Origin of the sequence: Rhodococcus sp. BP-332 (assembly GCF_019836065.1) — a bacterium.
Taxonomy (GTDB): Bacteria; Actinomycetota; Actinomycetes; order Mycobacteriales; family Mycobacteriaceae; genus Rhodococcoides.
On sequence record NZ_JABUEC010000002.1, the window covers coordinates 748,298 to 772,808 of the forward strand.

The window sequence follows — 24,511 nt, forward strand, 5'->3', positions numbered from 1 at the left end:
TCATCACATCATGAGGCATCCTGGCAGACGTGTTCGACAGCCACGTCCACATCATCGATCCGCGGTTCCCTCTCGTGTCGAACGGCGGATACGAACCCCCCGTGTTCACTGCCGACGACTATCGCGAGGAGACCGACGGACTGGGGGTCGTGGGCGGCGCCGTCATCGCCGGGTCGTTCCAGGGCAGCGACCAGAGCTTTCTGCTCGCGGCGCTGACCGAACTCGGTGACGGATGGGTGGGCGTGACCCACCTGCCGTGGGACGCCGAGGACGAGGACATCATCGCGCTCGACGACGCGGGCGTCCGAGCGCTCAGATTCAATCTGCGGCGCGGCGACACCGACGTGTCGACCCTCACCGAGCAGGCCGTCCGCGCGCACGAGATCGCCGGATGGCACGCCGAGTTCTACGCGGACGCCGGATTGTTGCTGTCCCTGGAGCCGGTCCTGTCCAAACTGCCGGCCATCAGCGTCGACTACCTCGGCATGGCCGAGGACGCCATGCCGTACCTCCTCGATCTCGTCGACAGGGGAGCACGGGTCAAGGCGGCGGGCTTCGGCCGCATCGGCCACGACCCGGTGGAGGCGATGAGCAGGATCCATGCCGTCAACCCCGAGGCACTGATGTTCGGGACCGATCTGCCCGGCACGCGCTCCCCGCGACGCTTCGTCCCCTCCGACATCGACCTGGTGACCGAGGCAGTGGGCGGCGATCTCCAGAGAGTGCTGTTCAGGAACGCGAGGGCCTGGTACCGGGAGCGTTAGAGCACGATGACGGCAACGACCCACACGCCGGCCGCGAGCAGACCACCGAACAGCTCGACGAGGATCGACAGGCCCACCGCCTTGGTGGCGTGGACCGTCGACTGCCAGGCGGATCCCGACGTGCGGGCACGAGGAAGTTCCGCCAGGTACACACCGAGGGGGAACCCGAGGAAGAGTCCGACGACCGGGACGACGAAGAATCCGACGATGCCGACGACGCCGCCCGCGACGATGGAACGGGTGGGCACTCCGGCCGTCTTCAGTCGTCTGCCCGGCCACAGGTACTTGACGACGCCCGATGCCACCAGCAGCGCCGTCGCGATGCCGAACACCGTCCACGCCGATGCGGTGCCGACGACGAAGGCCCAGACGCCGATCGCGGCGAAGATCAGGACGACACCGGGGAGCACCGGGACGACGATCCCGATCAGGCCGATCAGGACGACCAGTCCGACGAGGACCTCGGCACCGGCGGTCACCGTGCCGAGACCGGACGCACGCGGCTCGCGGCGTCGCGTGCACGCTCCCGCGCGGTCTCGACGTCCGGACCGGTCGACACGGCGACACCCATCCGGCGCTTCGCGAAGCTCTCCGGCTTGCCGAACAGGCGGATGTCGGTCTCCGGGACGCGGAGCGCCTGCTCGACGCCCTCGAAGGCGATGCCCACCTCGTCGAGACCGCCGTAGATCACCGCGGACGCGCCGGGTGTCAGCAGCGTGGTGTCCACCGGAAGCCCGAGGATGGCGCGCGCGTGCAGCTCGAACTCCGACAGCCGCTGGGTGCCGAGCGTGACCAGGCCCGTGTCGTGCGGTCGTGGGCTGACCTCGGAGAAGTACACGTCGTCGCCCTTGACGAAGAGCTCGACGCCGAAGATGCCGCGGCCGCCGAGTGCCGCGGTGACCGTGCGGGCGACCTCGCGTGCGGCGTCCAGAGCGGCCGCCGACATGGGCTGGGGCTGCCACGACTCGATGTAGTCGCCGGACTTCTGGAGGTGGCCGATGGGCTCGCAGAAGGAGGTCTCGTCGGCGCCGTTCTCGTCGACCGCGCGGACGGTGAGCTGGGTGATCTCGTAGTCGAAGTCGACGAAGCCCTCGACGATGACCCGGCCCAGCGCGACTCGTCCTCCGGCCTGAGCATGGTCCCAGGCCCGCTGGACGTCGTCGTCGCTCGTCACGACCGACTGCCCCTTGCCCGACGACGACATCACCGGCTTGATCACCGCCGGGAAGCCCGTGTGCTCGAGCGCCGCGCGAACCTCGTCCACACTGTCGGCGAACGCGTACGGCGACGTGGGCAACCCCAGCTCCTCGGCCGCGAGCCTGCGGATGCCCTCGCGGTTCATCGTCAGCTGCGTCGCGCGCGCCGTCGGCACGACGGTGGTGACCCCGCGGTCCTCGACCACGGAGAGCGCCTCGGTGGCGATGGCCTCGATCTCCGGCACGACGAAGTGCGGCGCCTCGGACTCGATGACGGCGAGCAGGGCGTCCGGATCGCTCATGTCCACCGTGTGGGCGCGGTGCGCGACCTGATGGCCGGGGGCGTCCGCGTACCGGTCGACGGCGATCACCTCGACGCCCAGTCGCTGGAACGCGATGATCACTTCCTTGCCGAGCTCACCGGAGCCCAGCAGCATCACCTTGGTGGCCGACGGAGAAAGCGGAGTACCGATGCGGGAGGACGTCACTCTTGGAATGCTATCGGGCATGGCGGAGACCGAGGACCTGCTCACCTACCTCCAGCGAGGACGGGACGCGGTGGTGTGGAAACTCGACGGCGCGTCGGAGTACGACATCCGTCGGCCCCTCACGTCGACCGGTACCAACCTGCTGGGAATCGTGAAACACCTGGCCATGACCGAGGCGGGGTACCTCGGGTCCACGTTCGGGCGACCGTTCCCCGAACCGATCCCGTGGTCCGACCCGACACTCGAACTCAATGCCGACATGTGGGCCACACCCGACCAGTCCCGCGATTCTCTCGTCGACCTCTACCGCCGGGTGACCGCCCATGCCGACGAGACGGTGCGCACCCTCGGACCGAGAGCGGAGGGGACGGTGCCGTGGTGGACGGCGAAGAACCCCGTGACCGTCGAGTACATCCTGGTGCACCTGATCGCGGAGACACACCGCCATGCCGGCCACGCCGACATCGTGCGCGAACTCGCCGACGGCAGCGCCGGACTGGCTCCCGGCAACTCCAACCTGGCGGACGGTGACGCCGACTGGTGGGGTGACTACCGGTCGCGGGTGGACGACGCCGCGTCGGAGTTCCTCTGAGTCTCCCGACCCGCACAGTCCGGTCCTGTCGTCGGGCAGGTTCCGGTGGATAGGGTCGCGCCATGACTACTGCAGGTGGACCTCTCGCCGGAATCAAGGTCGTGGAACTCGCGGGCATCGGCCCCGGACCGCACACCGCGACGCTGCTGGCCGACCTCGGCGCCGACGTCGTGCGCGTCCAGCGTGCGGGCGCGTTGCCGGCCGAGGGATCACCGGGCGACCCCCTGCTCCGCAACCGCCGCATCGTCGAGGCGAATCTGAAGGATCCGGCCGAGCTGGAACGGGTGCTCGACCTGATCTCCCGCGCCGACGTCCTCATCGAGGGCTTCCGTCCGGGGGTCACCGAGCGCATGGGTCTGGGACCCGACGTCGTCGCCGAGCGCAACCCCGGTCTGGTCTACGGACGCATGACGGGGTGGGGCCAGGAGGGTCCGTGGTCGCAGGTCGCGGGACACGACATCAACTACATCTCGGTCACCGGAGTGCTGCACGCGATCGGACGCGAGGGTGAGCGCCCGGTACCCCCGATGAACATGGTCGGCGACTTCGGCGGTGGATCGATGTTCCTCGTCATGGGCATTCTCGCAGCGCTGGTCGAGCGCGGTCGGTCCGGGAAGGGCCAGGTGATCGACGCGGCCATGGTCGACGGCACCGTCGCGTTGTCGCACATGATCTGGGGGTGGCGCGGGATCGGCATGTGGTCCGACGAGCGCGGCACGAACCTGCTGGACACCGGTGCCCCGTTCTACGACACGTACGAGACGTCCGACGGCAAGCACGTCGCCGTCGGCGCGCTGGAACCCCAGTTCTACGCCGCGATGCTGCAGGGACTCGGGCTCGATCCGTCGGCCTTGCCGCACCAGCTCGACCGTGAGCAGTGGCCGACGCTGCGGTCGACCTTCACGGCGGTGTTCGCCTCCCGCACGCGCGACGAGTGGGCCGCCGTCTTCGACGGCACGGACGCCTGCGTCACCCCCGTGCTGACCTTCGACGAGGCCACGCGCCACCGCCACATGGCCGAACGCGGCAGCCTCATCGACATCGACGCAGTCACCCAGCACGCCCCGGCGCCGCGTTTCGGGCGTACCGCCACGTCCACGCCGGCGGGTCCGGCCCGCTCGTCCGTCGACCCCGACTCGGTCTGGACCTGAGTGGACGCCGCGGCCTGGGACGCCAAGTACGAACGCGCCGAACTTATCTGGGGCGCACCGCCGAACGACATGGTCGTCGAGTTCTGCACCTCCCTGCCGCGCGGCCGGGCGCTCGATCTCGCGTGCGGCGAGGGGCGCAACGCCCTCTGGCTCGCCACGCGCGGATGGAGTGTCGACGCCGTCGACTTCAGCAGCGTGGCGCTGACCAAGGCGGTCCGCATCGCCGCCACGGCCACCGCGTCGATCCGCGAGCGAGTGCGGTGGGTCCACGCGGACGTGACCACACTCACACCCGAGCGGAATTATGATCTCGTTGTCATCGCCTACCTGCATTTATCGCGGACCGAGCGTGAAAACGTCCTCGCGACTGCCGTCCGGGCGTTGAAACATGAGGGAATCCTCGTGATCGTGGGTCACCATTCTGCCAATCTGAAGAATGGCGTCGGCGGTCCGCAGGATCCCGAAATCTTGTACAGCCCAGACGATCTGGTCGCGGACATCGGCGACAGGATGCGCATTCTCGTCGCCGAGGACAGGGTGCGGCACGTAGGTGATTCCGCAGCGATCGACGCCCTTGTGGTGGGACGAGTTACCGACGAGTAGACCCCTATTGGCAGTGTTCCCGATCCGGCGTAACATAGCCGTATGTTACTGGCGAGTAGGTAGCGCCGGGCCACACAGGCGGTACCGAGGCCGGACCGCACCACTGAGACGGAGAACGCATCACCATGGGCCATTACAAGAGTAATCTTCGCGATCTCGAGTTCAACCTGTTCGAGCTGTTCGCCCTGGACAAGACGCTCGAGTCCGGACAGTTCGGCGATCTCGACGTCGACACCGTGCGTGACATGCTCTCCGAGGTCCGCCGCCTCGCCGAGGGCCCGCTCGCGGAGTCCTTCGCCGACGCCGACCGCAACCCGCCGACCTTCGACCCCGAGACGCACACCGTCACCCTCCCGGAGTCGTTCAAGAAGTCGTACCGCGCGCTGCAGGAAGCCGGCTGGGATCACCTGGGCCTCGACGAGGAACTCGGCGGCATGCCGGTACCGCGCCAGGTGTTCTGGGCCGTCGCCGAGATGATCCTCGGATCGAACCCCGCCGCCTTCATGTACTCCGCCGGCCCGGGCTTCGCGCAGATCCTCTCCGACAACGGCAACGAGCAGCAGAAGAAGTGGGCCGTACTCGCCTCCGAGCGCAACTGGGGCGCCACCATGGTCCTCACCGAGCCCGACGCGGGTTCGGACGTGGGCGCAGGCCGCACCAAGGCCGTCGAGCAGGCCGACGGCAGCTGGCACATCGAGGGCGTCAAGCGCTTCATCACCTCGGCCGACTCGGACGATCTCTTCGAGAACATCTTCCACCTCGTGCTCGCTCGCCCCGAGGGCGCCAAGCCGGGCACCAAGGGACTGTCGCTGTTCTTCGTCCCGAAGTTCCACTTCGACAGCGAGACCGGCGAACTCGGCGAGCGCAACGGCGTGTTCGTCACCAACGTCGAGCACAAGATGGGCCTCAAGGTCTCGGCCACCTGTGAGCTGACCCTCGGCGGACACGGCGTCCCCGCCAAGGGCTGGCTCGTCGGCGACGTCCACAACGGCATCGCGCAGATGTTCGACGTCATCGAGCACGCTCGAATGATGGTGGGCACCAAGGCCATCTCGACGCTGTCCACCGGGTACCTCACCGCGCTCGACTACGCCAAGCAGCGCATTCAGGGTGCTGACCTGACGCAGATGACCGACAAGGCCGCGCCCCGCGTCTCCATCACGCATCACCCCGACGTCCGTCGCTCGCTGATGACGCAGAAGGCGTACGCGGAGGGCCTGCGCGCGGTGTTCCTCTACACGGCCGCTCACCAGGACGAGGTTGCCGCACTGCACGTCTCGGGCGCCGACAAGGACACCGCGTTCCGCGTCAACGACCTGCTGCTCCCCATCGTCAAGGGTGTGGGTTCCGAGGTCGCGTACGAGCAGCTGGCGCAGAGCCTCCAGACGCTCGGTGGATCCGGCTTCCTGCAGGACTACCCCATCGAGCAGTACATCCGCGACGCCAAGATCGACTCGCTCTACGAGGGCACCACGGCCATCCAGGCGCAGGACTTCTTCTTCCGCAAGATCGCCCGGGACCGCGGCGTCGCACTGGCCCACGTCGCCGGCCAGATCAAGACGTGGATCGACAGCGAGGCGGGCAACGGTCGCCTCAAGAGCGAGCGTGCCTTGCTCAACACCGCCCTCGAGGACGTGCAGGGCATGGTCGCCACACTCACGCAGCACCTCATGGGTGCCCAGGAGCAGCCGACCGAGCTGTACAAGGTCGGCCTCGGATCCGTCCGCCTGCTCATGAGCGTCGGCGACCTGATGATCGGCTGGCTGCTGCTGCGTCAGTCCGAGATCGCCATCGCCGCACTCGACAACGGCGCCGGCGAGAAGGACAAGGCGTTCTACGAGGGCAAGATCGGCGCAGCGTCGTTCTTCGCCAAGAACGTCCTGCCCCGCCTGACCTCCACCCGTCAGATCCTGTCCGACCTGGACAACGACGTCATGGAGCTCGACGAAGCAGCGTTCTGATCCGCTGAATCCCCACTGCGGCCCGGCTGGTATTCCAGCCGGGCCGCAGTGCTGTTCCTGCCTGTTCCCGCACCCATGCTCGTACGCCGCACGCGTGTTGCTCGGCGAGGTCCCGTGCGGGCCACGAGCAAGGGTGCGGGAACTCAGAGGAGCGCGCGCAACCGGGCGATGAGCGCCTCGGGCCGTGCGAGATCCGCCCACGTCCAGCGCACGACGCGGAAGCCGAGCGCGCGCAATGCATCCTCGCGCCGCTTCTCCTCGAACACGGCGTCCCCGGCGTCCTGCCCGGGTCGGAGAAAGCGACCGTACTTCACGCGACCGTCGAACTCGCCGATCACATCGCCCCACAGGAAATCGACGCGCCACACCCCGATTCCCGCCTGAAGCACTGGTGGCGGGAGACCGACGCGATGGAACAGCACGCGGCTGCGCGACTCACCGACACTCCCCGAGAGCGGGTCGAGGAATGCGGCGACCCGCCTCGCGCCCGCGATGCCGTGCCGACGACTGGCCACAGCGAGTTCGTCCACCAGGGAGTCGCCCTCGATCCCCGCCGCGTCGCCCATGACCACGGCCTGCTCGAAGGGGACGGTCCGCGCCACGTCCACCAGGGTCCGAGCCGGCGACGTCACCGTGAACCCGTTCACCACGTGCACGGCGGAGCCCGGCAGCGGCGCGCAGTGCACCATCGTGTCGGCGCGCCGCCGTCCGCCGTTCCGCCGATCGCGCGTCACGTGCACCCTGGTCAGATCGACCGCCCACAGCGGCCACCCGTGCATCAGCGCTGCCGTCTGGTGGCTCATGACCGCGCCACTCGACAGCGCGGGCATCACCGCCTCGAGCAGGACGCGGTGCTTCTCGACGCGGTTCAACCCGTCGAGACGAGTCGCGTCCAGATACGCCCCGTGACCCAGTCGGGTGATGTCGCCCCTCGTGTAGAGCCGTCGCAGCTCGTTGTCGGTGTACCCGTCCTGGAGAGCGTTCTGCCGCAGCACCAGCCGTGATGCATCGAGATCCATCGGTCGAGCATGAGCGGGTCCCCGCCCCGGCGATACCCGCTCGGCCGGCATCCTGTGGACAGCGCACGGTCCGTCCACAGGCCAGTTCACCCGTTCCCGCACCGATGCTTGCGCGACGCACGCGTGTTGCTCGGCGAGGTCGGGTGCGGGACGCGAGGAAGGGTGCGGGAACGCCGGATCCAGCCCCTTCGTACCACCGCGACACCGACTCGCTAGCCGAGTCCCCGCAGGATGCGGTCGGCGTGCCGGATCACCGGCGCGTCGACCATCCTGCCGTCGACGGTGAACACTCCGCGCTCGGTGGCGGCGGCAGCCACGACCCGACGGGCCCAGTCCACCTGATCGGTTGTGGGGGTGTAACACTCGCGGATCACGGCGGCCTGCGTCGGGTGCAGCGCCACCTTGGCGTCGAACCCCACCGCGACGGCGTCCTCCGACTCGGCGCGCAGTCCGTCGAGATCGGCGATGTCCAGATACACCGAGTCCAGAGCCTGGCGCCCGAAGGCCTTGGCCGCCAGCAGAGCGGTCGAGCGTGCGTGCACGGCCACGTCGCGATACGACCCGTCGCCGCGACGCGAGGACGCTCCGCCGAGCGCGGCCACCAGGTCCTCCGCGCCCCACATCATGCCCTCGCACCCGTCGGCTGCGCAGATCTCCGCAGCGTGCAGGATCCCGAGTGGGGTCTCGACGAGGGCGACCACCGATCGTGGAGCCAGTGCCGAGACGTCCTGCGCCGATTCACACTTGGGCACCATCACGCGGTGGTAGACCGTCTCGGACAGGGCTGCCAGATCAGCCTCGAAGTACGGCGTCGATCGCGCGTTGACGCGGATCACGGTGCGGTCCGGATCGAGTGGGGTATCGACGACGGCCTGCCGCGCCGCTTCCTTGTCACCAGGGGCCACCGCGTCCTCGAGGTCCAGGATCACCACGTCTGCTGCCGCGGCGGCCTTCCGGTAGCGCTCGGGCCTGTCGGCCGGGCAGAACATCCAGACCGGACCGAGCCCCGTCACGACGCGGGAGCCATCCGGACGAGGGTCTTCCGCACGGCGCGCGCGACGACGTCGCCGTGCTGATTGCGGCCCGTGTGCTCGAACGTCACGACGCCTTCTCCGGGTCTCGACGCCGACTCTCGCTTGTCCGCGATCACCGTCTCGCCGTAGAGGGTGTCACCGTGCAGCATCGGCTTCGGGAAGCTGATCTCCGAGAACCCGAGGTTCGCGACGATGGTGCCCTGCGTCAGCTGGGCGACGGAGAGCCCGACCAGCGTGGAGAGCGTCCACATCGAGTTCACGAGCCGCTCCCCGAACGCGGTGTCCACGCTGTACGCGGCGTCGAGATGCAGCGCCTGCGTGTTCATCGTGAGGGTGGTGAACAGGACGTTGTCCGCCTCGGTGACGGTGCGCCCGGGCCGGTGCTCGTAGACGGTGCCCACCGTCATCTCGTCGAACCACAGGCCGCGCTGGACGATGCGCTCCGGTTCGGTCACAGCCCCACCTGGCGCGCGATCAGCATCAGCTGCACCTCCGTGGTGCCCTCGCCGATCTCGAGGATCTTGCTGTCGCGGTAGTGCCGCGCGACCGTGTACTCGTTCATGAACCCGTAGCCGCCGTGCACCTGCGTGGCGTCGCGCGCGTTGTCCATCGCGGCCTCCGACGAGATCAGCTTGGCGATGGCCGCTTCCTTCTTGAAGGGCTTGCCCGCCGACATGAGCGCTGCAGCGTCGTAGTAGGCGGTCCGGGCGGCGTAGGCGCGCGCCTCCATGCGGGCGATCTTGAAGGCGATGGCCTGGTTCCGGCCGATGGCGGTACCGAACGCCTCGCGCTCCTTCGCGTACTTCACACTCTCGTCGACGCACCCCTGCGCCACACCGACGGCGAGCGCAGCGATGGCGATACGGCCCTCGTCGAGGATCTGCAGGAACCCGGCGTAACCACGGCCCTCGTCGCCGAGCAGATTCTCCAGCGGCACACGAACATCGGTGAACGACAGGGGGTGAGTGTCCGAGGCGTTCCAGCCGACCTTGTCGTACGCGGGACCGGCCTCGAAACCCGGGGTGTCCGTCGGCACGATGATCGACGAGATCTGTTTGCGCCCGGAGGCATCGGTTCCGGTCACGGCGGTCACCGTCACCAGCTCGGTGATGTCGGTGCCGGAGTTCGTGATGAACTGCTTCGACCCGTTGATCACCCAGTGATCACCGTCGCGCACCGCCGTGGTGCGCGTACCGCCGGCGTCGCTGCCGGCACCGGGCTCGGTGAGGCCGAACGCGCCGAGCGCCCGGCCCGACGTCAGCTTGGGGAGCCACTCCTTCTTCTGCGCGTCCGTACCGAAGCGGTACACGGGCATCGCGCCCAGGGAGACACCGGCTTCGAGCGTGATCGCGACGCTCTGATCCACCTTGCCCAGCTCCTCGAGGGCGAGGCACAGCGCGAAGTAGTCGCCGCCCATGCCGCCGTACTCCTCGGGGAACGGCAGTCCGAACAGTCCCATGTCCGCCATGCCACGGACCACCTCGTAGGGAAACGTGTGGTCGCGATCGTGCTGCGCGGCGACGGGCGCCACCACGGTGCGAGCGAAGTCGCGCACCGAGGCGATCAGCTGCTGGTGCTCGTCGGACAACAGGCTGTGTCCCGCGACGGTCGATGTGCTCATGCTGCATCCTCTTTCGGGTCCGTGGTCATGCGTGCGAGTACCTGGTTCACGGCGACCTGGTCGCCTGTCGCCACCGTCACCTCGACGATGCCGTCCGCGGGAGCAGTGAGGGCGTGCTCCATCTTCATGGCCTCCACGACCACGAGAACGGTTCCGGCCGTGACGGTGTCACCGTTCGCCACCTCGACGGCGATCACGGTGCCCGGCATGGGGCTGCGCACCGTGTCCTCGAGCTCCGCCTCGCCCCCGCCGGCGAGGTCGATCTCCGCGGCGGGGCGCAGATGCCACACACCACCGGAAGCCGCGAGCCATAGCCCGTCCGCGTCCCGCGCAGCCCTGTACGTCGTCCGGCGACCGTCGATCGCGACCACGAGAGTCGCACCGTCGAGAGTCACCGTCAGCGACCGAGCATCTCCGCCGTCGACGGTCACCGCCGCGTCGCCCGGCGACCCGGTCACCGCGACGGTGCGCCGCCGCCCGGCGTCCTCGACGAGGACTGTCGTCGGTGCGCTCCGACCACCGAGACGCCACCCGTTCGGAACGGTCCACGCGCCGGCGTCCTGCGCGGGCCAGGCTGCGCACCAATCGAACACGGCTGCGGCGGCGATGACCTCGTCCGTCGCGACGGGCGCCGCGTAGTCGGGTGCGACCCGGTCCAGCAGGCCCGTGTCCAGACGGCCGGCGGCGACGTCGGGATCGGCCAGCAGGTACGAGAGAAAGTCGATGTTGGTGCCCACGCCGAGCACCGCCGTCTCGCCGAGCGCCCGCCGCAGGATGCGCAGTGCCTCGGCGCGGTCCCGACCGTGCGCGATGACCTTGGCCAGCATCGGGTCGTAGTCGCTGCCCACCACCGTGTCCGGTGCGAGCGACGAGTCCACGCGGACACCGGTGCCCGCCGGTTCGTTCAGTCCGATCACTCGGCCGCCGGTGGGCAGGAAGCCATGGTCCGGATCCTCCGCGTAGACACGCGCCTCGATCGCGTGACCGGTCAACGTCACATCCTCCTGCTGCAGCGGCAGCGTGTCGCCCGCTGCCATCCGTATCTGCAGCTCCACGAGATCGATGCCGGTGACCTCCTCGGTCACCGGATGCTCCACCTGCAGACGGGTGTTCATCTCCATGAAGAAGAAGTCGTCGGGCGCGTCGGCGGAGACGATGAACTCGACGGTGCCGGCGCCGACGTAGTCGACACTCCGAGCGGTCGCACACGCGGCCTCGCCGATCCGCGCCCGCGTCACCTCGTCGAGCAACGGCGACGGCGCCTCCTCGATCACCTTCTGGTGACGGCGCTGCAGCGAGCACTCGCGCTCACCGAGATGGATCACGTGGCCGTGGGCGTCCGCCATCACCTGCACCTCGATGTGCCGGGGACGCAACACGAATCGTTCGAGGAAGAGGGTGTCGTCGCCGAACGACGACGCCGCCTCTCGCCTGGCCCGCACCAGTGCCGCCGCCAGGTCCTCGGCTCGTTCGACCAGATGCATGCCCTTGCCGCCACCACCGGCCGACGGCTTGATCAGCACGGGGTAGCCGATGTCGCCCGCGGCCGCGATCAGTTCGTCGTCCGTGAGTCCGGGTTCCGCGATACCGGGCACCACCGGCACGTCGAACGCGGAGACCGCCTTCTTCGCCGTGATCTTGTCGCCCATGGTCTCGATCGCACGTGTCGGCGGGCCGATGAACGTGATGCCGTTCTTCTCGCACGCCGCCGCGAATGCCGCATTCTCCGAGAGGAACCCGTATCCGGGGTGGATCGCGTCGGCGCCGCTGGCGAGAGCCGCGTCGATCACCTTGTCGATGTTCAGGTAGCTCTCGCGTGCGGGCGCCAGACCCAATCGTACCGCGGTGTCCGCGGAGCGCACGTGCAGCGCGTCGGCGTCCGCGTCGCTGTACACCGCGACGGAGCGAATTCCCATGGTGCGCAGTGTCCGGAACACCCGGACGGCGATCTCACCGCGATTCGCGACGAGCACCGTGTCGATCGTGGTCATCACACTCACATCCTGAAGACGCCGTAGGACACCGGCTCGAGCGGCGCGTTGGCGCACACCGACAGAGCAAGTGAGAGAGCAGTTCTGGTGTCGGCCGGATCGATGATGCCGTCGTCCCACAGCCGCGCCGTCGAGTGGTACGGGTTGCCCTGCTCCTCGTACTGACGGCGGATGGGTTCCTTGAACCGCTCCTGCTCGTCCTCGGTCCACGGCTCGCCGGACGCCGACCGCTGATCGCTGCGCACGGTCGCGAGCACCGACGCCGCCTGCTCCCCGCCCATGACGGAGATGCGCGCGTTCGGCCACATCCACAGGAAGCGGGGCGAGTACGCGCGTCCGCACATCGAGTAGTTGCCCGCGCCGTAGGACCCGCCGATGACGACCGTCAGCTTCGGCACCCGGGCACAGGCCACCGCGGTGACCATCTTCGCGCCGTGCTTGGCGATGCCCCCGGCCTCGTACTCGCGGCCGACCATGAACCCGGTGATGTTCTGCAGGAACAGCAACGGCACCGACCGCTTGTCGCACAGCTCGATGAAATGTGCTCCCTTGACGGCGGATTCACCGAACAGGACACCGTTGTTGGCGACGATGCCGACCGGGTGTCCGTTGATGTGGGCGAAACCGGTGACCAGCGTGGTGCCGTACTCGGCCTTGAACTCCTGGAACTGCCCACCGTCCACCAGGCGGGTGATCACCTCGTGCACGTCGTACGGGGTGCGCGGATCTGTCGGCACCACGTCGTACAGCTCCGACTGGTCGCTCGCAGGCAGCGGTGTGCGTACCTCCCACGGCGACGGCGTGCGGGGGCCGAGGGTGGCCACGATCGCGCGGACCCGGCGGAGCGCGTCACGATCGTCGGTCGCGAGGTGATCCGTCACGCCCGAGATCTTGGAGTGGACGTCGCCGCCACCGAGGTCCTCGGCCGTGACCACCTCGCCGGTGGCCGCCTTCACCAGCGGCGGTCCACCCAGGAAGATGGTGCCCTGGTTGCGGACGATGATCGCCTCGTCGCTCATCGCGGGCACGTACGCGCCACCGGCGGTGCAGGACCCCATCACCGCCGCGATCTGGGCGATGCCCTTCGCACTCATCGTCGCCTGGTTGAAGAAGATCCGGCCGAAGTGTTCCCGGTCGGGGAACACGTCGTCCTGCATCGGCAGGAACGCGCCACCCGAGTCGACGAGGTACACGCAGGGCAGCCGGTTCTGCAGGGCGATCTCCTGCGCGCGCAGATGCTTCTTGACGGTCATCGGGTAGTACGTGCCGCCCTTGACCGTGGCGTCGTTGGCCACGACCATCACCTCGCGCCCGGACACCCGGCCGATTCCGGCGATCACACCGGCGCCCGGGCACGCATCGTCGTACATGCCGTTCGCGGCCAGCGGGGCGATCTCGAGGAACGGGCTGCCGTCGTCGAGCAGCGTGTCGACACGGTCGCGCGGAAGCAGCTTGCCGCGGGAGACGTGCCGCTCACGGGAGGCGTCACTGCCGCCGCGGGCAGCGGCCGCCATGGCTCGGTGCAGCTCGTCGACCAGCGCGAGGTGGTCGTCCCGCCTGCTCGTGCGCTCGGTTCGAGCACCGTCCAGCATCGTCATCGCTCAGCCCGTCCGTCAGTTAACACTCACTAACCAGGACAGTAAACGATGATTAACTGAAAGTCCACGGCGGATGCGTGGATCGCTAGGCGCGCGTGCGGAGCCACCCGATCGCTCGGGAATCTGCGGATCCGCGGATTCTCGCTCGACATCGGAGGACGAGACTCAGCGCTGCTCGACGACCAGCTTTCGGAAGCGGCTGCCCTGGAACACGATGGGCGCGACGTCGGAGTGCACCTCGAGACCGTGCACGCGCAGCAGGACGATGGCGTGATCACCCGCCGGCAGCTCCTGCTCGATCGTGGTGTCGAGCCACGAGGACGCGCCGTCGATGAAGATGGCCCCGTCGGGCGTCGTCTCCAGCGTCAGACCAGCGAACCGGTCACCCGTCTTCGCCGCGAGGCTGCGCGCGGCCACGTCGTGGGCCTCGCCGAGAACGCTGATGCCGATGTGCGTCGCGTCGCGGAACTTGGGCCACGTGGTCGACGTGTTCTGGATGCACACCGCGACCAGCGGCGGGTCGAGGGAGACCGACACGAAACTGCTCGCGGCCAGACCGACCGGCACGTCGCCGATGCGAGCCGCGATGGCGACGACCCCACTCGGGAAGGTGCCGTACGCCTGACGGAGGGTCGCCTGGTCGAGCTCGGAGGATGCGGTCTGACTCATGGAACCCCACGGTAGGGCCGCGCGCCATCCGCCGCCACCATCGCGGGCCCGGCACTGGGCAAGGTCACAGCCCCTGGATTCGGATCACGCCGAGCCCAACGGCGGGCCTCACTCGCAGCGGACGATCGGCACCGGGTCGTAGCGCACCGTGCGCGTGTTCCGCGAGATCTCCGCACCCGTCGCCGCGTCGCGGATGATCCGGGTGTCGCTGGTGGTGAAGCCGGGCGCTCCGCTCGACGCGACACATTGGTCTCCGCGCGGCAGCCGGACGGTGTCCGGCGTGGTGGGTCGGCTGCGGGAGCCGGTGATCGACTCCACCTCGACGGTCTTGGTGCCCCACAACCGCACGGTGACGGAGGATCCGTCGGCGAACGACTCGACGACCACACCCGTCGACGCCGGGTTCCGGAACTGCAGATCGATCGCGCCCTCGAAGACCGTCGCCTCGCGGGCCTCGGGGTAGCGGCTGATGTAGTAGCTGTGTTCGGTGTGATCGACGTCGTCCATGCCACCGAAGTAGCCGGCGTTGTACAGGGTGGTGGCGAACTGGCTGATGCCTCCGCCGACGGCGCGATCGGGTCGGCCGTTGTCGATGATGCCCGACTCGACGAACCCCTGCGCCGTCCCGCGGGGGCCGGTGTAGCCGTTGAGTGAGAACGTCTCCCCCGGCTTCACCACAGCGCCGTTCACGATGTCCGCCGTGAGACCGATGTTGACGCCCGACGCGTACTCGAACCCGCCGGTCGTGTACTCGCTGATCACTTCCCGGATTCCGAGAGCGTTCGCCGCGTCCGTGGTCAGTGCCGCCGGACGCGGTCCGTACTGCGCGACGGTGGTGCGCGCGTCACCGGACGCCGCCAGCAGGTCCGGCAGGGTGGCCAGTGTCTCCGGCCAGCGCACCTCGGTGCCGTCGACGGACGGAACCACCACGGGTCGACCCCCGGAGAAGTCGAAGCGCGCGTCGACGGGCCGGGTCTCGGTGGCCGCCAGCCCGGGCGCGAGGATGCCGATCGCGGCATTCGTGTCGTACACCGGCCGCAGACCGCCGTCGTCGTCCGGTTCGAAGCTCAGGACCTCGCCGACGCGATCGGGTGCGAGCGTCGTCGTCGCACCGTCCTCGCCGGTCACGACCACCGGCGCCGACACCGCGGGCGTCGCCACGTCCTGGATCGCCGCGTCGATCGCGGCAGCGTCGACCTCGACGTCCTCGACGACGACGGGGAGCTCCACCGGACCGCCCTCGGCCCAGTCGGTGCGGAACGCGGAGGCCGCACCCGGTACGTCGAGCGTGCGTCCGGGAACGGGTCCGACGGCGCGGGGCACGCCGGCCTCGATGACCACGTCGCCCTCCACCGCGGGGCGGTCGACCTGCGGGGACAACGATCCGACGGCGGCGGTGAGTGCCGCGTCGTCGACAGTGGACACGACACCGATCTCGCGGGTGCCGAAGAACGACGCGAGCCTGGTGAACGGGGAGAGAGGCTGGTCGCCGGCACGATCGAGGGTTGCTGCCCAGTCGATTCCGAGACCGGCCGCGGCCGGGGTGAGGGTGGCGGCGACATCGTCCGCGCGCACGTCCACCGGGGCGTCGGTGCGCGGACCCAGGGCGTCGCGGAGCCGGTTGTCCGCCTCCGCCACACTGCGGCCGCCGACCTCGACGCCCGCGACGGTCACGCCGCGGGGGATGTCACCGGTGGAGGTGAACCAGTCGGCGGCGTACAGGAGCGCGGCCACGGCGACGACGCCGCCGGCCGCGGACAGCGCGATCGTGCGCCGGCGGGTGGAGCGCGTGCCCTCGGGGGCGGTCCGGTGCTCGTGCTGCGCCGGTACGTCCTCGGTCACCCGGCTCCCTTCCGTCGTGCTGAACAGGCGCGTTCGCCCTCTGCTCGAGCCTACCCACTGGGGTCGGAGCCCGACTCCTCACGAAGACGGCTCCGCACCGCTGCCGGGTCGGGGGTCAGGCAGCGATGCGGAGCCATGAGGAGTATCGCCGGACGACCGCACTCGTTACAACTCGAATCAGACCGAACGTCCCGGATCTGTCAGGAGTCCCAATCGACCCGTTCCGCCATGGCCAGAAGTCGTGACCGCCGCGAAGGACTGCTTTCGCCGATCCAGGCGATCTGCCCGTACACCGAGGCACGGAAGTCCGGTACACCTGCACGATTCTGGGCAGCGGCACCGGTACGAACACTGTTGTGGAGCAGCGCGCGGAGAGCGTCGTAGCGGTCGCGGGGCGCCGCGGCACTCTCGTTCACCACCAGCCCGGCCAGCGTCTGCCGACGGTGTGCACGCGCCACGTGAGTCTTGTCACCGTTCACCACGAAGCCCTCGTCGCGCACGATGCGGTCGAGCGCCCAGAGGATCGTGCCCACATCGGTGTCCGACGGGCCCGACAGCGCCAGGTCGTCGGCGTAGCGGGTGTAGACGAGCCCACGGGCGCGGGCGAGACCCGCGACGCGACGGTCGAGTCCGCGGGCCACCAGATTGGCGAGCGCAGGCGAGGTCGGTGCCCCCTGCGGGAGGTGCGGGACGCGCAGCAGTGCCGCCTGAGTCCGGGGCAGACCGGCGACCTCGTCGACCGGCATCGCGGTGGTGCAGATGCCGGCGAGAACCGACGCCACCCGGTACGGGTACCCGCAGGCCTCGAAGACGGCGCGCACGCGCGGCCTCGTCACCGTCGGGAAGAAGTCCGCGAGATCGACCCGGACGACGACGTCCCGGCCCTCGTGCGGGCGCGCGAAGGTCACGGCACTCCGACCGGCCCGGAAACCGTGAGCGGCAGGATGCGGCACCACGTGATCGAGGACGCGGTGGAGCACGCGCCGCTGCATCTCGCGCAGTCTCGGCTTGGGAATCTCCAGGATGCGCGTCCCGCCGCGACTCTTGGCCACCTCACGAGCCCGGTAGTGGCGCAGCGGCGGAGCCGCCCGACGCAACCAGCCGCCGACGTCGGCGAACCAGTCGAGTTCGGAGACGGTGACGTCCAGGGACGCGGCGAGCTCGGCGGTCGTCGCGAACGCGGGAACCCCGAAGCGCACCGCCGGAGTGGGACGGACGGGCGGCGCGGGGAGGACGAACGGATCACCGGGATACCCGATGACCTCGAGGAGTTCGGCGGCGACCTCCGTCGAATCGGGCGCATGGTTACGCCGCTCGAGGAGCCTGGTGATGAGGGTCTCGACGTCCGCGACGTGTTCGAACCGGGCCAGCACCTCACCGAGCTCGGTGCTGTTCCACGCGATGTCGACCAGGCGCGGTGCGATCATCCGCGCCGTGCGGTGATGCCAGAACGACTCGGACATCAGCGAGCAGTGGACCGAGGACGTGCGGCGGGGCGAGGCGACCTGAGACTCTCGTCGTCGTCGCAGGCCAGCACGCGAAGCGTGCATCGCTGCGTCGGACGCAGTGCCCGATTCCGTGAATGTTCCCGAGGGTTGCCCTCGAGGAGGGTCGCGCAGGACCCACTCTCGCCTCGCCACCGCTGCACCCCGCCACTGTGCCAGACGCAGACCGCTCGGTCCGGGAAACGGCAGAGGACCCGGCCACCCCTCGCAGCCGGGTCCTCGTGTTCGGTACGGGAGGCTCAGGCCTCCACGATGGCCGTGATGCCCTGGCCACCGGCGGCACAGATGGAGATGAGTCCGCGGCCGGAACCCTTCTGCGCCAACATCTTCGCGAGCGTGGCCACGACGCGTCCGCCGGTCGCCGCGAACGGGTGACCCGCGGCCAGCGAGGAGCCGTTCACGTTCAGCTTGCTGCGATCGATCGATCCCAGCGCACCGTCGAGACCCAGACGCTCCTTGCAGTACTCGTCGCTCTCGAAGGCCTGCAGCGTCGCGAGCACCACGGAGGCGAAGGCCTCGTGGATCTCGTAGTAGTCGAAGTCCTGCAGTGTCAGGCCGTTGCGCTCGAGCAGACGCGGGATGGCGTACGTCGGCGCCATGAGCAGGCCGTCCTTGTACGAGCCGTTGCCGTGGATGTAGTCCGCGGCCGCGAACTCCGAGTCGACGAGGTGCGCGAGCACCGGCAGGTTGTGCTGCGCGGCCCACTCGTCGGTGGACAGCAGCACGGAGGACGCGCCGTCGGTGAGCGGCGTCGAGTTGCCGGCCGTCATCGTGGCGTCGCCCAGCGAGGTGCCGAACACGGGCTTCAGCTTGGCCAGCTTCTCGGCCGTGGAGTCCGGACGCAGGTTGTCGTCGCGGGTCAGACCGAGGTACGGGGTGACCAGGTCGTCGAAGAAGCCACTGTCGTAGGCCTTCGCCATGTTCTGGTGGCTGGCCGCGGCGAGGGCGTCCTGGTCCTCGCGGCGCACGCCGAACTCCTTGGCCGTGACGGCGGCGTGCTCGCCCATCGACATGCCGGTGCGGGGCTCGCCGTTCTTCGGGATCTCGATCCCCAGCATCGACGGGCGGACGCCCGCGAGCAGCTTGAGGCGGTCGGCGGTGCTCTTCGCCCGGTTGAGCGTGAGCAGGAACTCGCGCAGCTCGTTGTTGACGCTGATGGGCGCGTCGGACGTGGTGTCGACACCGCTGCCGATTCCCACGTCGATCCGGCCCGACGCGATGGCATCGCCGACGGCGATGACCGTCTGCATGCTCGTGCCGCAGGCCTGCTGTAGGTCGAACGCCGGGGTGTACGGGCTCAGCGCGCTGCCCAGGACGACCTCGCGGGTGAGGTTGAAGTCGCGGCTGTGCTTGAGCACCGCACCACCGGCCACGAGGCCGAGCCGCTCACCCTGCAGGTTGAAGCGGGAGACGAGACCGTCGACGGCCGCCGTCAACATGTCCTGGTTCGAGGCGTTGGCGTACACCTTGTTCGAGCGCGCGAACGGTATTCTGTTTCCACCGAGGATCGCGACGGGGCGCTTCTCTTTGCTGGTCATCGAACGATTCTCCCTGTGCGCAGATGGCGCGGCCACAGTCGGGGCCGCTTCGTCGTGGACTCTATTCTTACTCACGAGTAAGTTACTTGTCGATACCGTTCGACATACCCGACACGAAGGTAGGAACATGGCAGCCACCAAGGGAGCCCCTGACCTCTACTCGCAGTTCCTCTCCTCTGCTCCCGGCGCGTTTCTCGCCAAGCAGGCGGGACTGCCGAAGCCGGAGACTCTGCGTCGCTACCAGCCGGGTGAGCCTCCGCTCGCCGGCCCGGTCCTGATCGGCGGCAGCGGTCGCCTCGTCGAGCCGCTGCGCGTGCTGCTCTCGGACTACCCCGCCGCGAGCCCGCACGACGACAAGCTGGGCGGCCTCGTGTTCGACGCCACCGGCATCGAGAACATCGAGCAGCTCGAGCAGCTGTACCAGTTCTTCCAGCCCGCGGTCCGCAACCTCGGACCGTCGAGCCGCGTCGTCGTCCTCGGCACCACGCCCGAGGAGACCGGCGACATCGAGGAGCACATCGCTCAGCGCGCGCTCGAGGGCTTCACCCGCAGCGTCGGCAAGGAACTGCGCCGCGGCGGCACCGCGCAGCTGGTCTACGTCTCCCCCGACGCCGCGCCGGACCTGTCCGGTGTCGAGTCCACCCTGCGCTTCCTGCTCTCGGCCAAGTCCGCGTTCGTGTCCGGCCAGGTCATCGCCGTCGGCAAGGACGGGTCCACGGCCCCCGCCTCGTGGGACCGGCCGCTCGAGGGCAAGGTCGCTCTGGTCACCGGCGCCGCCCGTGGCATCGGCGCCACCATCGCCGAGGTTCTCTCACGCGACGGCGCGCACGTCATCTGCGCCGACATCCCCGCGGCCGGCGAGGCCCTCTCGCAGACAGCCAACAAGGTCGGCGGCACGTCGCTGGCACTCGACGTCACGGCTCCCGACGCCGCCGAGGTGCTCGAGAAGCACGTGAAGGAGCGCCACAGCGGCGGCCTCGACATCGTCGTCCACAACGCCGGCATCACGCGCGACAAGCTCCTCGCCAACATGGACGACGGCCGGTGGAACTCCGTCATCGGCGTCAACCTCGCAGCGCCGCACCGCCTCACCACCGCTCTGGTGAAGTCCGGCACGCTGAACGACGGCGGCCGCGTGATCGACGTGTCCTCCATCGCGGGCATCGCCGGCAACCGCGGCCAGACCAACTACGGCACGTCCAAGGCCGGCGTCATCGGCCTGGTGCACGCCGAGGCACCCGAACTGGCGAAGAAGGACATCACCATCAACGCGGTGGCGCCCGGCTTCATCGAGACGGCCATGACCGCGGCCATTCCGTTCGCCACTCGCGAGGCCGGCCGCCGGATGAGCTCGCTGCTGCAGGGCGGCCAGACCGTCGACGTCGCGGAGACCATCGCGTACTTCGCGAGCCCGGCCTCCAACGCCGTCACCGGTCAGGTCGTCCGCGTGTGCGGCCAGTCCCTGATCGGAGCGTGAGCGACGTGGCCACGGTGATCCCGCTCGACGGCCCGCCGAGGATCCGCGACATCTACACCCGCGCGGCTCTCGACTCGCTGCCGATCATCGGCGGCGGCAAGCGCACGCCGACGGCACCGGACGCGACGTACACCCTCGGCGGAATCCGGATCGATCGGGACAACCTCGCGACGTACGCCAAGGTGACCGGCCTCCGTCTCAGCGACACCCTGCCGCTGACGTACCCCTTCACCCTGGTGTTCCCCACCGTGATGTCCCTCATGGTGTCCAAGGACTTCCCGTTCGCAGCCATGGGATCGGTGCACGCGGAGAACGTGATCGAGAGCTTCCGCCCCATCGGGACCTCGGAGCCGCTCGACATCGCGGTGCACGCGGAGAACGTCCGCGAGCACCGGAAGGGACTGCTCGTCGACGTCGTCAGCGACGTGTCGGTGGGCCGAGAGCTGGTGTGGCGTCAGACGTCCACCTTCCTCAGCCTCCAGAAGACGTCGCTGTCCGGTGGACCTCGCGAGGCACCGCCGGCCGACGAGGTCCCGCCGCCGCCCACCTCGACTCTGCGAGTGGACCAGAAGACCATCTCGCGCTACGCGGCGGTGAGTGGTGACCGCAACCCGATCCACGTCTCGTCGCTGGGCGCCAAGGCCTTCGGCTTCCCGCGCACCATTGCTCACGGGATGTGGAGTGCGGCGGCCGTACTCAGCGCCGTCGACGGCAAGATCCAGGACCGTGTCACGTACTCGGTGCGCTTCGGCAAGCCGATCGTGTTGCCCGCCAAGATCAACGTGTACGCCGAGCGGGTGGGCACGGGCGTCGGTCCGGGGCAGTGGGACGTGGCGCTGAAGCACCCGAAGAAGGGCTACCCGTTCCTGACGGGCACCCTGCGCTGATCGTCGTGGCGGGGGCTGCGTCTCGCGGTCCCCGCCCTCACGGCGTCAGGCCCGAAGCCCCCGCCACGCGAGGCTCTCGAGAAGGTCGACCGCCTGGTGCACGTCGATCTCGCCGCCGGCGACCCTGTCGGCCACGGCCTCGCCGGCACCGACCAGGGCGACGGCCATCAGTCCGAAGTTGTGTTCCGGCCGCGGGTCCTTGGTGCTCATCTCGAGCAGCGAAGCGGTGAGGCTGATCAACCGATCGCGGCTGCTCTGCACCTGACCGGCGAAGGCCTGCTGGCCGATCGCCTGCCGGTAGAGCACCATCCACGACGAGCGGTGCTCGTCCACGAACGTGAGGAATCCGAGCAATGCCTTGCGCAACTGCTCGCGGGGAGTGAGCGTCGGGTCCGCCGCGGGAGTCATCGCAGCGACGAACTCGAGGCCCTCCCGATGGATGCACGCGGCGAAGAGCTCGTCCTTGCTGCCGTAGTACAGGTACAGCATGGGTTTCGAGATCTCGGCTCGTGCGGCGATGGAGTCCATCGACGTGCTGTGAAAGCCGTTCTCGGAGAACACCTCGATGGCGGCGTCGAGCATCTGCTGCTCACGGACGGCGCGCGGCAACCGCTTGGTTCCGCCTGCCATGCGTCCTCCCCGGAGCTGTCCGCCGTACGACCTCCCGACTCTACGTCACCGTCCGCGGGACAAGTCAGGCGCAGCCGAGGGCTCCCTTGGCATTGAGGACGGTCCGGGCCGCGTCGTCCACGCGCGCATCGCTCAACTCCCCGGACGCCACGGCCGCCTCGAGACGGTCGAGGACGCTCGGCACCGCGTCGGTGGTGATCCAGAGGGCGACGTCGGCCCCGGCGACGAGAGCGGCCAGGGCCGCGTCCTCGATGCCCAGTCGCGACGTGATCGCCGCCATGCCGGACAGGTCGTCGGTGAAGATCGGGCCGGTGAACGGCGCCGCCCCGTAGCCGGTGCCGTCACGTAGCAGCGCCATCGCGGCGGGACTGATGCTGGCGGGCACGCCCTCCGTCGTCAGGCCCGGAACGTCGAGGTGTCCGACCATGGCACCCACTCCGGTGGACACGAGATCGCGGAACGGAACCAGGTCGCGGGCCTGCAGTTCGGAGAGCGGCGGTGTCGTGACGGCGCCGGTGTGCGAGTCGCCCGATCCGGAGCCGTGCCCCGGGAAGTGCTTGATCACGGGCATCACCCCGGCGTCGCGGAGACCGCGCGCAGCAGCTCCGGCGTACGCGACGACGGTGGCGGGATCGTCCGAGTACGACCGGTCACCGATCACCGAGTCGTCGGGCTGGCTGCTGACGTCCACGTCGGGAGCGAAGTCGACGGTGATGCCGAGATCCTTCAGTCCACGTCCGCGCTCGAGCCACATCTCGTACGTCTGCTCGGGGGTCATCGTGGCGGCGGTCTCGCGTGCCGAGGGCACCGAACCGAGCAGGTCGGCTGCCCGCGACACCCGGCCGCCCTCCTCGTCGATCGTCACCATGACGGGCACGGTGGCGGCCGACTGCATGCGATCGACACCGCCGCCGGTGAGCATCGTCTTGTCGGTCCAGCTACCCACGAACACACCACCCACCTGCTCGGCGCCCACCACCGCCACGGCGTCGTCGGTCCCGGTGACCCCGACTGTCAACAGCTGGGCGAGCCGCTGCCGCAGCGTCATGGCGTCGATGGCGGTGGCGCACGCATCGGGCGTGGCCGCAGGCATCTCGGACGTCGACACGACCGCCGAGGGAGCCGAGGGCGATGCCGTGGCCGCACCGGTGGTGGTGGGTGCGGGAGCCGCCGCGTCCCCCGTCCCGCACGCCGTCGTGGCGATCGCGCAGGTCGCGACCAGGGTCAGAACTCGGCGCAGGTACATACCCGAAACGTTATCGCGTGAGCCTCCCCGCAACCCGACCGCGACGGTAAGATCGTCAGCCACCGCCACAAGCCTGGAGGCTCTCATGTCGTGTGACGTCATGTTGATCGCGTACGACGGTTCGGACAATGCGCGCAGGGCGGTGGACTACGCCGGCAGATTCCTTCAGGCGAAACGCGCCATCGTGCTCACCGCGTGGGAACCGATGGTGCGACAGGCGGCCCGCATGTCCGGCCTGTCCGGAGTGATGGCGCCGGAGTGGCTGCCGGACGAGCAGACCGAGGACATCGCACTCGCCGACGCGAAGGTCACCAACAGCGAGGGCCTCGAGCTGGCCGTCCGCGCCGGCATCAACGCCGACGGGCGCTGCGAGGAGTCGCACTCCGCCATCTGGACCACCATCGTCGAGACGGCGGACGAGGTGAACGCCGACATCATCGTCACCGGGACGCGCGGCCGGACCGGTCTGCGGTCGCTGCTGCAGTCTTCCTGTGCCGATCTCGTGCTCAAGCACAGCCATCGCCCTGTACTGATCGTGCCGCCCGGCAGATGAGTGACGGGCAGGCCGGAGGCCGGTCGAGGTGAACGGGCAGGCCGGAGGCCGGTCGAGGTGAACGGGCAGGCCGGAGGCCGGTCGAGGTGAACGGGCAGGCCGGAGGCCGGTCGAGGTGAACGGGCAGGCCGGAGGCCGGTCGAAGT

22 protein-coding genes are annotated in these 24,511 nt (G+C 69.2%); 8 read left to right on the plus strand and 14 right to left on the minus strand.

The genetic code is table 11. The features are described 5' to 3' along the window. Window positions 1-29 precede the first annotated feature (29 nt). The gene (locus HQ314_RS09245) at window positions 30-764 is read left to right on the plus strand and encodes an amidohydrolase family protein (protein WP_222649870.1); all 735 of its coding nucleotides are present in this window, start codon (window positions 30-32) and stop codon (window positions 762-764) included. Here HQ314_RS09245 and HQ314_RS09250 read toward each other — a convergent pair. Both HQ314_RS09250 and purT read right to left on the minus strand, forming a co-directional pair. Then, window positions 761-1,243, minus strand: a complete 483-nt coding sequence (locus tag HQ314_RS09250) for a DUF456 domain-containing protein (RefSeq protein ID WP_027506205.1) — start codon at window positions 1,241-1,243, stop codon at window positions 761-763. The two genes, HQ314_RS09245 and HQ314_RS09250, sit on opposite strands and share 4 nt — an antisense overlap. Then, window positions 1,240-2,469 (minus strand): formate-dependent phosphoribosylglycinamide formyltransferase, encoded by a 1,230-nt coding sequence (gene purT, locus HQ314_RS09255; protein WP_222649871.1) that lies wholly within the window; start codon window positions 2,467-2,469, stop codon window positions 1,240-1,242. The genes HQ314_RS09250 and purT overlap by 4 nt, the downstream gene beginning before the upstream one ends. On the opposite strand from purT, the gene HQ314_RS09260 reads away from it, so the two are divergent. The 4 genes from HQ314_RS09260 (at window position 2,468) to HQ314_RS09275 (ending at window position 6,755) form a co-directional block, all read left to right on the plus strand. Further along, entirely contained in the window at window positions 2,468-3,040 is a 573-nt protein-coding gene (locus tag HQ314_RS09260; protein WP_222649872.1) for a DinB family protein, read from the plus strand. The genes purT and HQ314_RS09260 overlap by 2 nt on opposite strands. Before the next feature lie 62 nt (window positions 3,041-3,102). After that, window positions 3,103-4,191, plus strand: a complete 1,089-nt coding sequence (locus HQ314_RS09265; RefSeq protein WP_222649873.1) for a CaiB/BaiF CoA-transferase family protein — start codon at window positions 3,103-3,105, stop codon at window positions 4,189-4,191. Then, window positions 4,192-4,794 carry a bifunctional 2-polyprenyl-6-hydroxyphenol methylase/3-demethylubiquinol 3-O-methyltransferase UbiG gene (locus HQ314_RS09270; RefSeq protein ID WP_222649874.1) on the plus strand — a complete coding sequence of 201 codons (603 nt, stop codon included), beginning with the start codon at window positions 4,192-4,194 and terminating at the stop codon, window positions 4,792-4,794. Between the two features lie 125 nt (window positions 4,795-4,919). After that, a complete protein-coding gene (locus tag HQ314_RS09275; protein WP_222649875.1) occupies window positions 4,920-6,755 on the plus strand; it encodes an acyl-CoA dehydrogenase in 1,836 nt (611 codons plus the stop codon). 143 nt (window positions 6,756-6,898) lie between these two features. Here the strand turns inward: HQ314_RS09275 and HQ314_RS09280 are convergent, their stop codons facing one another. The 10 genes from HQ314_RS09280 to HQ314_RS09325 all read right to left on the minus strand — a co-directional run bounded on the left by HQ314_RS09280 (window position 6,899) and on the right by HQ314_RS09325 (window position 19,572). Next, window positions 6,899-7,774, minus strand: coding sequence for an endonuclease domain-containing protein (locus tag HQ314_RS09280; RefSeq protein WP_222649876.1), 876 nt, complete (start codon window positions 7,772-7,774; stop codon window positions 6,899-6,901). Window positions 7,775-7,986: 212 nt separating this feature from the next. Beyond that, a complete protein-coding gene (locus tag HQ314_RS09285) occupies window positions 7,987-8,763 on the minus strand; it encodes a CoA ester lyase (protein WP_222650078.1) in 777 nt (258 codons plus the stop codon). Window positions 8,764-8,783: 20 nt separating this feature from the next. Further along, complete coding sequence (locus HQ314_RS09290) at window positions 8,784-9,263, minus strand: MaoC family dehydratase (RefSeq protein ID WP_027506198.1); 480 nt, start codon at window positions 9,261-9,263, stop codon at window positions 8,784-8,786. Continuing rightward, window positions 9,260-10,429, minus strand: a complete 1,170-nt coding sequence (locus HQ314_RS09295) for an acyl-CoA dehydrogenase family protein (RefSeq protein ID WP_027506197.1) — start codon at window positions 10,427-10,429, stop codon at window positions 9,260-9,262. The genes HQ314_RS09290 and HQ314_RS09295 overlap by 4 nt, the downstream gene beginning before the upstream one ends. Beyond that, window positions 10,426-12,420 (minus strand): acetyl/propionyl/methylcrotonyl-CoA carboxylase subunit alpha, encoded by a 1,995-nt coding sequence (locus tag HQ314_RS09300; RefSeq protein WP_222649877.1) that lies wholly within the window; start codon window positions 12,418-12,420, stop codon window positions 10,426-10,428. Before HQ314_RS09300 ends, HQ314_RS09295 begins: the two co-directional genes overlap by 4 nt. Before the next feature lie 5 nt (window positions 12,421-12,425). Continuing rightward, window positions 12,426-14,012 (minus strand): carboxyl transferase domain-containing protein, encoded by a 1,587-nt coding sequence (locus HQ314_RS09305; protein WP_222650079.1) that lies wholly within the window; start codon window positions 14,010-14,012, stop codon window positions 12,426-12,428. Between the two features lie 171 nt (window positions 14,013-14,183). Further along, window positions 14,184-14,687: a flavin reductase family protein gene (locus HQ314_RS09310; protein WP_056441328.1), complete on the minus strand. Its 504-nt coding sequence runs from the start codon at window positions 14,685-14,687 to the stop codon at window positions 14,184-14,186. A 108-nt stretch (window positions 14,688-14,795) separates the two neighbouring features. Then, entirely contained in the window at window positions 14,796-16,529 is a 1,734-nt protein-coding gene (locus HQ314_RS09315) for a VanW family protein (protein ID WP_308119326.1), read from the minus strand. A 200-nt stretch (window positions 16,530-16,729) separates the two neighbouring features. After that, window positions 16,730-17,992 (minus strand): reverse transcriptase family protein, encoded by a 1,263-nt coding sequence (locus HQ314_RS09320; protein ID WP_261775942.1) that lies wholly within the window; start codon window positions 17,990-17,992, stop codon window positions 16,730-16,732. Window positions 17,993-18,273: 281 nt separating this feature from the next. Further along, on the minus strand, window positions 18,274-19,572 hold the full coding sequence (locus HQ314_RS09325) for an acetyl-CoA C-acetyltransferase (protein ID WP_222649878.1): 1,299 nt from the start codon (window positions 19,570-19,572) through the stop codon (window positions 18,274-18,276). A gap of 127 nt (window positions 19,573-19,699) precedes the next feature. Here HQ314_RS09325 and HQ314_RS09330 point away from each other — a divergent pair, with 127 nt between their 5' ends. Together HQ314_RS09330 and HQ314_RS09335 are read left to right on the plus strand one after the other, a co-directional pair. Beyond that, window positions 19,700-21,049, plus strand: coding sequence for a 3-oxoacyl-ACP reductase (locus HQ314_RS09330; protein WP_056441320.1), 1,350 nt, complete (start codon window positions 19,700-19,702; stop codon window positions 21,047-21,049). Between the two features lie 5 nt (window positions 21,050-21,054). Continuing rightward, window positions 21,055-21,936 carry a MaoC/PaaZ C-terminal domain-containing protein gene (locus tag HQ314_RS09335; RefSeq protein WP_051613473.1) on the plus strand — a complete coding sequence of 294 codons (882 nt, stop codon included), beginning with the start codon at window positions 21,055-21,057 and terminating at the stop codon, window positions 21,934-21,936. Between the two features lie 45 nt (window positions 21,937-21,981). Here the strand turns inward: HQ314_RS09335 and HQ314_RS09340 are convergent, their stop codons facing one another. Both HQ314_RS09340 and HQ314_RS09345 read right to left on the minus strand, forming a co-directional pair. Next, window positions 21,982-22,566, minus strand: coding sequence for a TetR/AcrR family transcriptional regulator (locus HQ314_RS09340; protein ID WP_027506190.1), 585 nt, complete (start codon window positions 22,564-22,566; stop codon window positions 21,982-21,984). A 64-nt stretch (window positions 22,567-22,630) separates the two neighbouring features. Continuing rightward, window positions 22,631-23,812: a glycoside hydrolase family 3 N-terminal domain-containing protein gene (locus HQ314_RS09345; protein ID WP_222649879.1), complete on the minus strand. Its 1,182-nt coding sequence runs from the start codon at window positions 23,810-23,812 to the stop codon at window positions 22,631-22,633. Window positions 23,813-23,897: 85 nt separating this feature from the next. On the opposite strand from HQ314_RS09345, the gene HQ314_RS09350 reads away from it, so the two are divergent. Continuing rightward, window positions 23,898-24,365: a universal stress protein gene (locus HQ314_RS09350; protein WP_027506188.1), complete on the plus strand. Its 468-nt coding sequence runs from the start codon at window positions 23,898-23,900 to the stop codon at window positions 24,363-24,365. The last annotated feature ends 146 nt before the right edge of the window (window positions 24,366-24,511 follow it).

Coding starts and splice junctions, on each gene's coding strand:
- HQ314_RS09265 (WP_222649873.1), top strand. CDS start 3,103: ATGACTACTGCAGGTGGACCTCTCGCCGGAATCAAGGTCGTGGAACTC.
- HQ314_RS09305 (WP_222650079.1), bottom strand. CDS start 14,012: ATGCTGGACGGTGCTCGAACCGAGCGCACGAGCAGGCGGGACGACCAC.
- HQ314_RS09295 (WP_027506197.1), bottom strand. CDS start 10,429: ATGAGCACATCGACCGTCGCGGGACACAGCCTGTTGTCCGACGAGCAC.
- HQ314_RS09350 (WP_027506188.1), top strand. CDS start 23,898: ATGTCGTGTGACGTCATGTTGATCGCGTACGACGGTTCGGACAATGCG.
- HQ314_RS09275 (WP_222649875.1), top strand. CDS start 4,920: ATGGGCCATTACAAGAGTAATCTTCGCGATCTCGAGTTCAACCTGTTC.
- HQ314_RS09345 (WP_222649879.1), bottom strand. CDS start 23,812: ATGTACCTGCGCCGAGTTCTGACCCTGGTCGCGACCTGCGCGATCGCC.
- HQ314_RS09285 (WP_222650078.1), bottom strand. CDS start 8,763: ATGTTCTGCCCGGCCGACAGGCCCGAGCGCTACCGGAAGGCCGCCGCG.
- HQ314_RS09280 (WP_222649876.1), bottom strand. CDS start 7,774: ATGGATCTCGATGCATCACGGCTGGTGCTGCGGCAGAACGCTCTCCAG.
- purT (WP_222649871.1), bottom strand. CDS start 2,469: ATGCCCGATAGCATTCCAAGAGTGACGTCCTCCCGCATCGGTACTCCG.
- HQ314_RS09260 (WP_222649872.1), top strand. CDS start 2,468: ATGGCGGAGACCGAGGACCTGCTCACCTACCTCCAGCGAGGACGGGAC.
- HQ314_RS09320 (WP_261775942.1), bottom strand. CDS start 17,992: ATGTCCGAGTCGTTCTGGCATCACCGCACGGCGCGGATGATCGCACCG.
- HQ314_RS09310 (WP_056441328.1), bottom strand. CDS start 14,687: ATGAGTCAGACCGCATCCTCCGAGCTCGACCAGGCGACCCTCCGTCAG.
- HQ314_RS09330 (WP_056441320.1), top strand. CDS start 19,700: ATGGCAGCCACCAAGGGAGCCCCTGACCTCTACTCGCAGTTCCTCTCC.
- HQ314_RS09300 (WP_222649877.1), bottom strand. CDS start 12,420: ATGACCACGATCGACACGGTGCTCGTCGCGAATCGCGGTGAGATCGCC.
- HQ314_RS09340 (WP_027506190.1), bottom strand. CDS start 22,566: ATGGCAGGCGGAACCAAGCGGTTGCCGCGCGCCGTCCGTGAGCAGCAG.
- HQ314_RS09325 (WP_222649878.1), bottom strand. CDS start 19,572: ATGACCAGCAAAGAGAAGCGCCCCGTCGCGATCCTCGGTGGAAACAGA.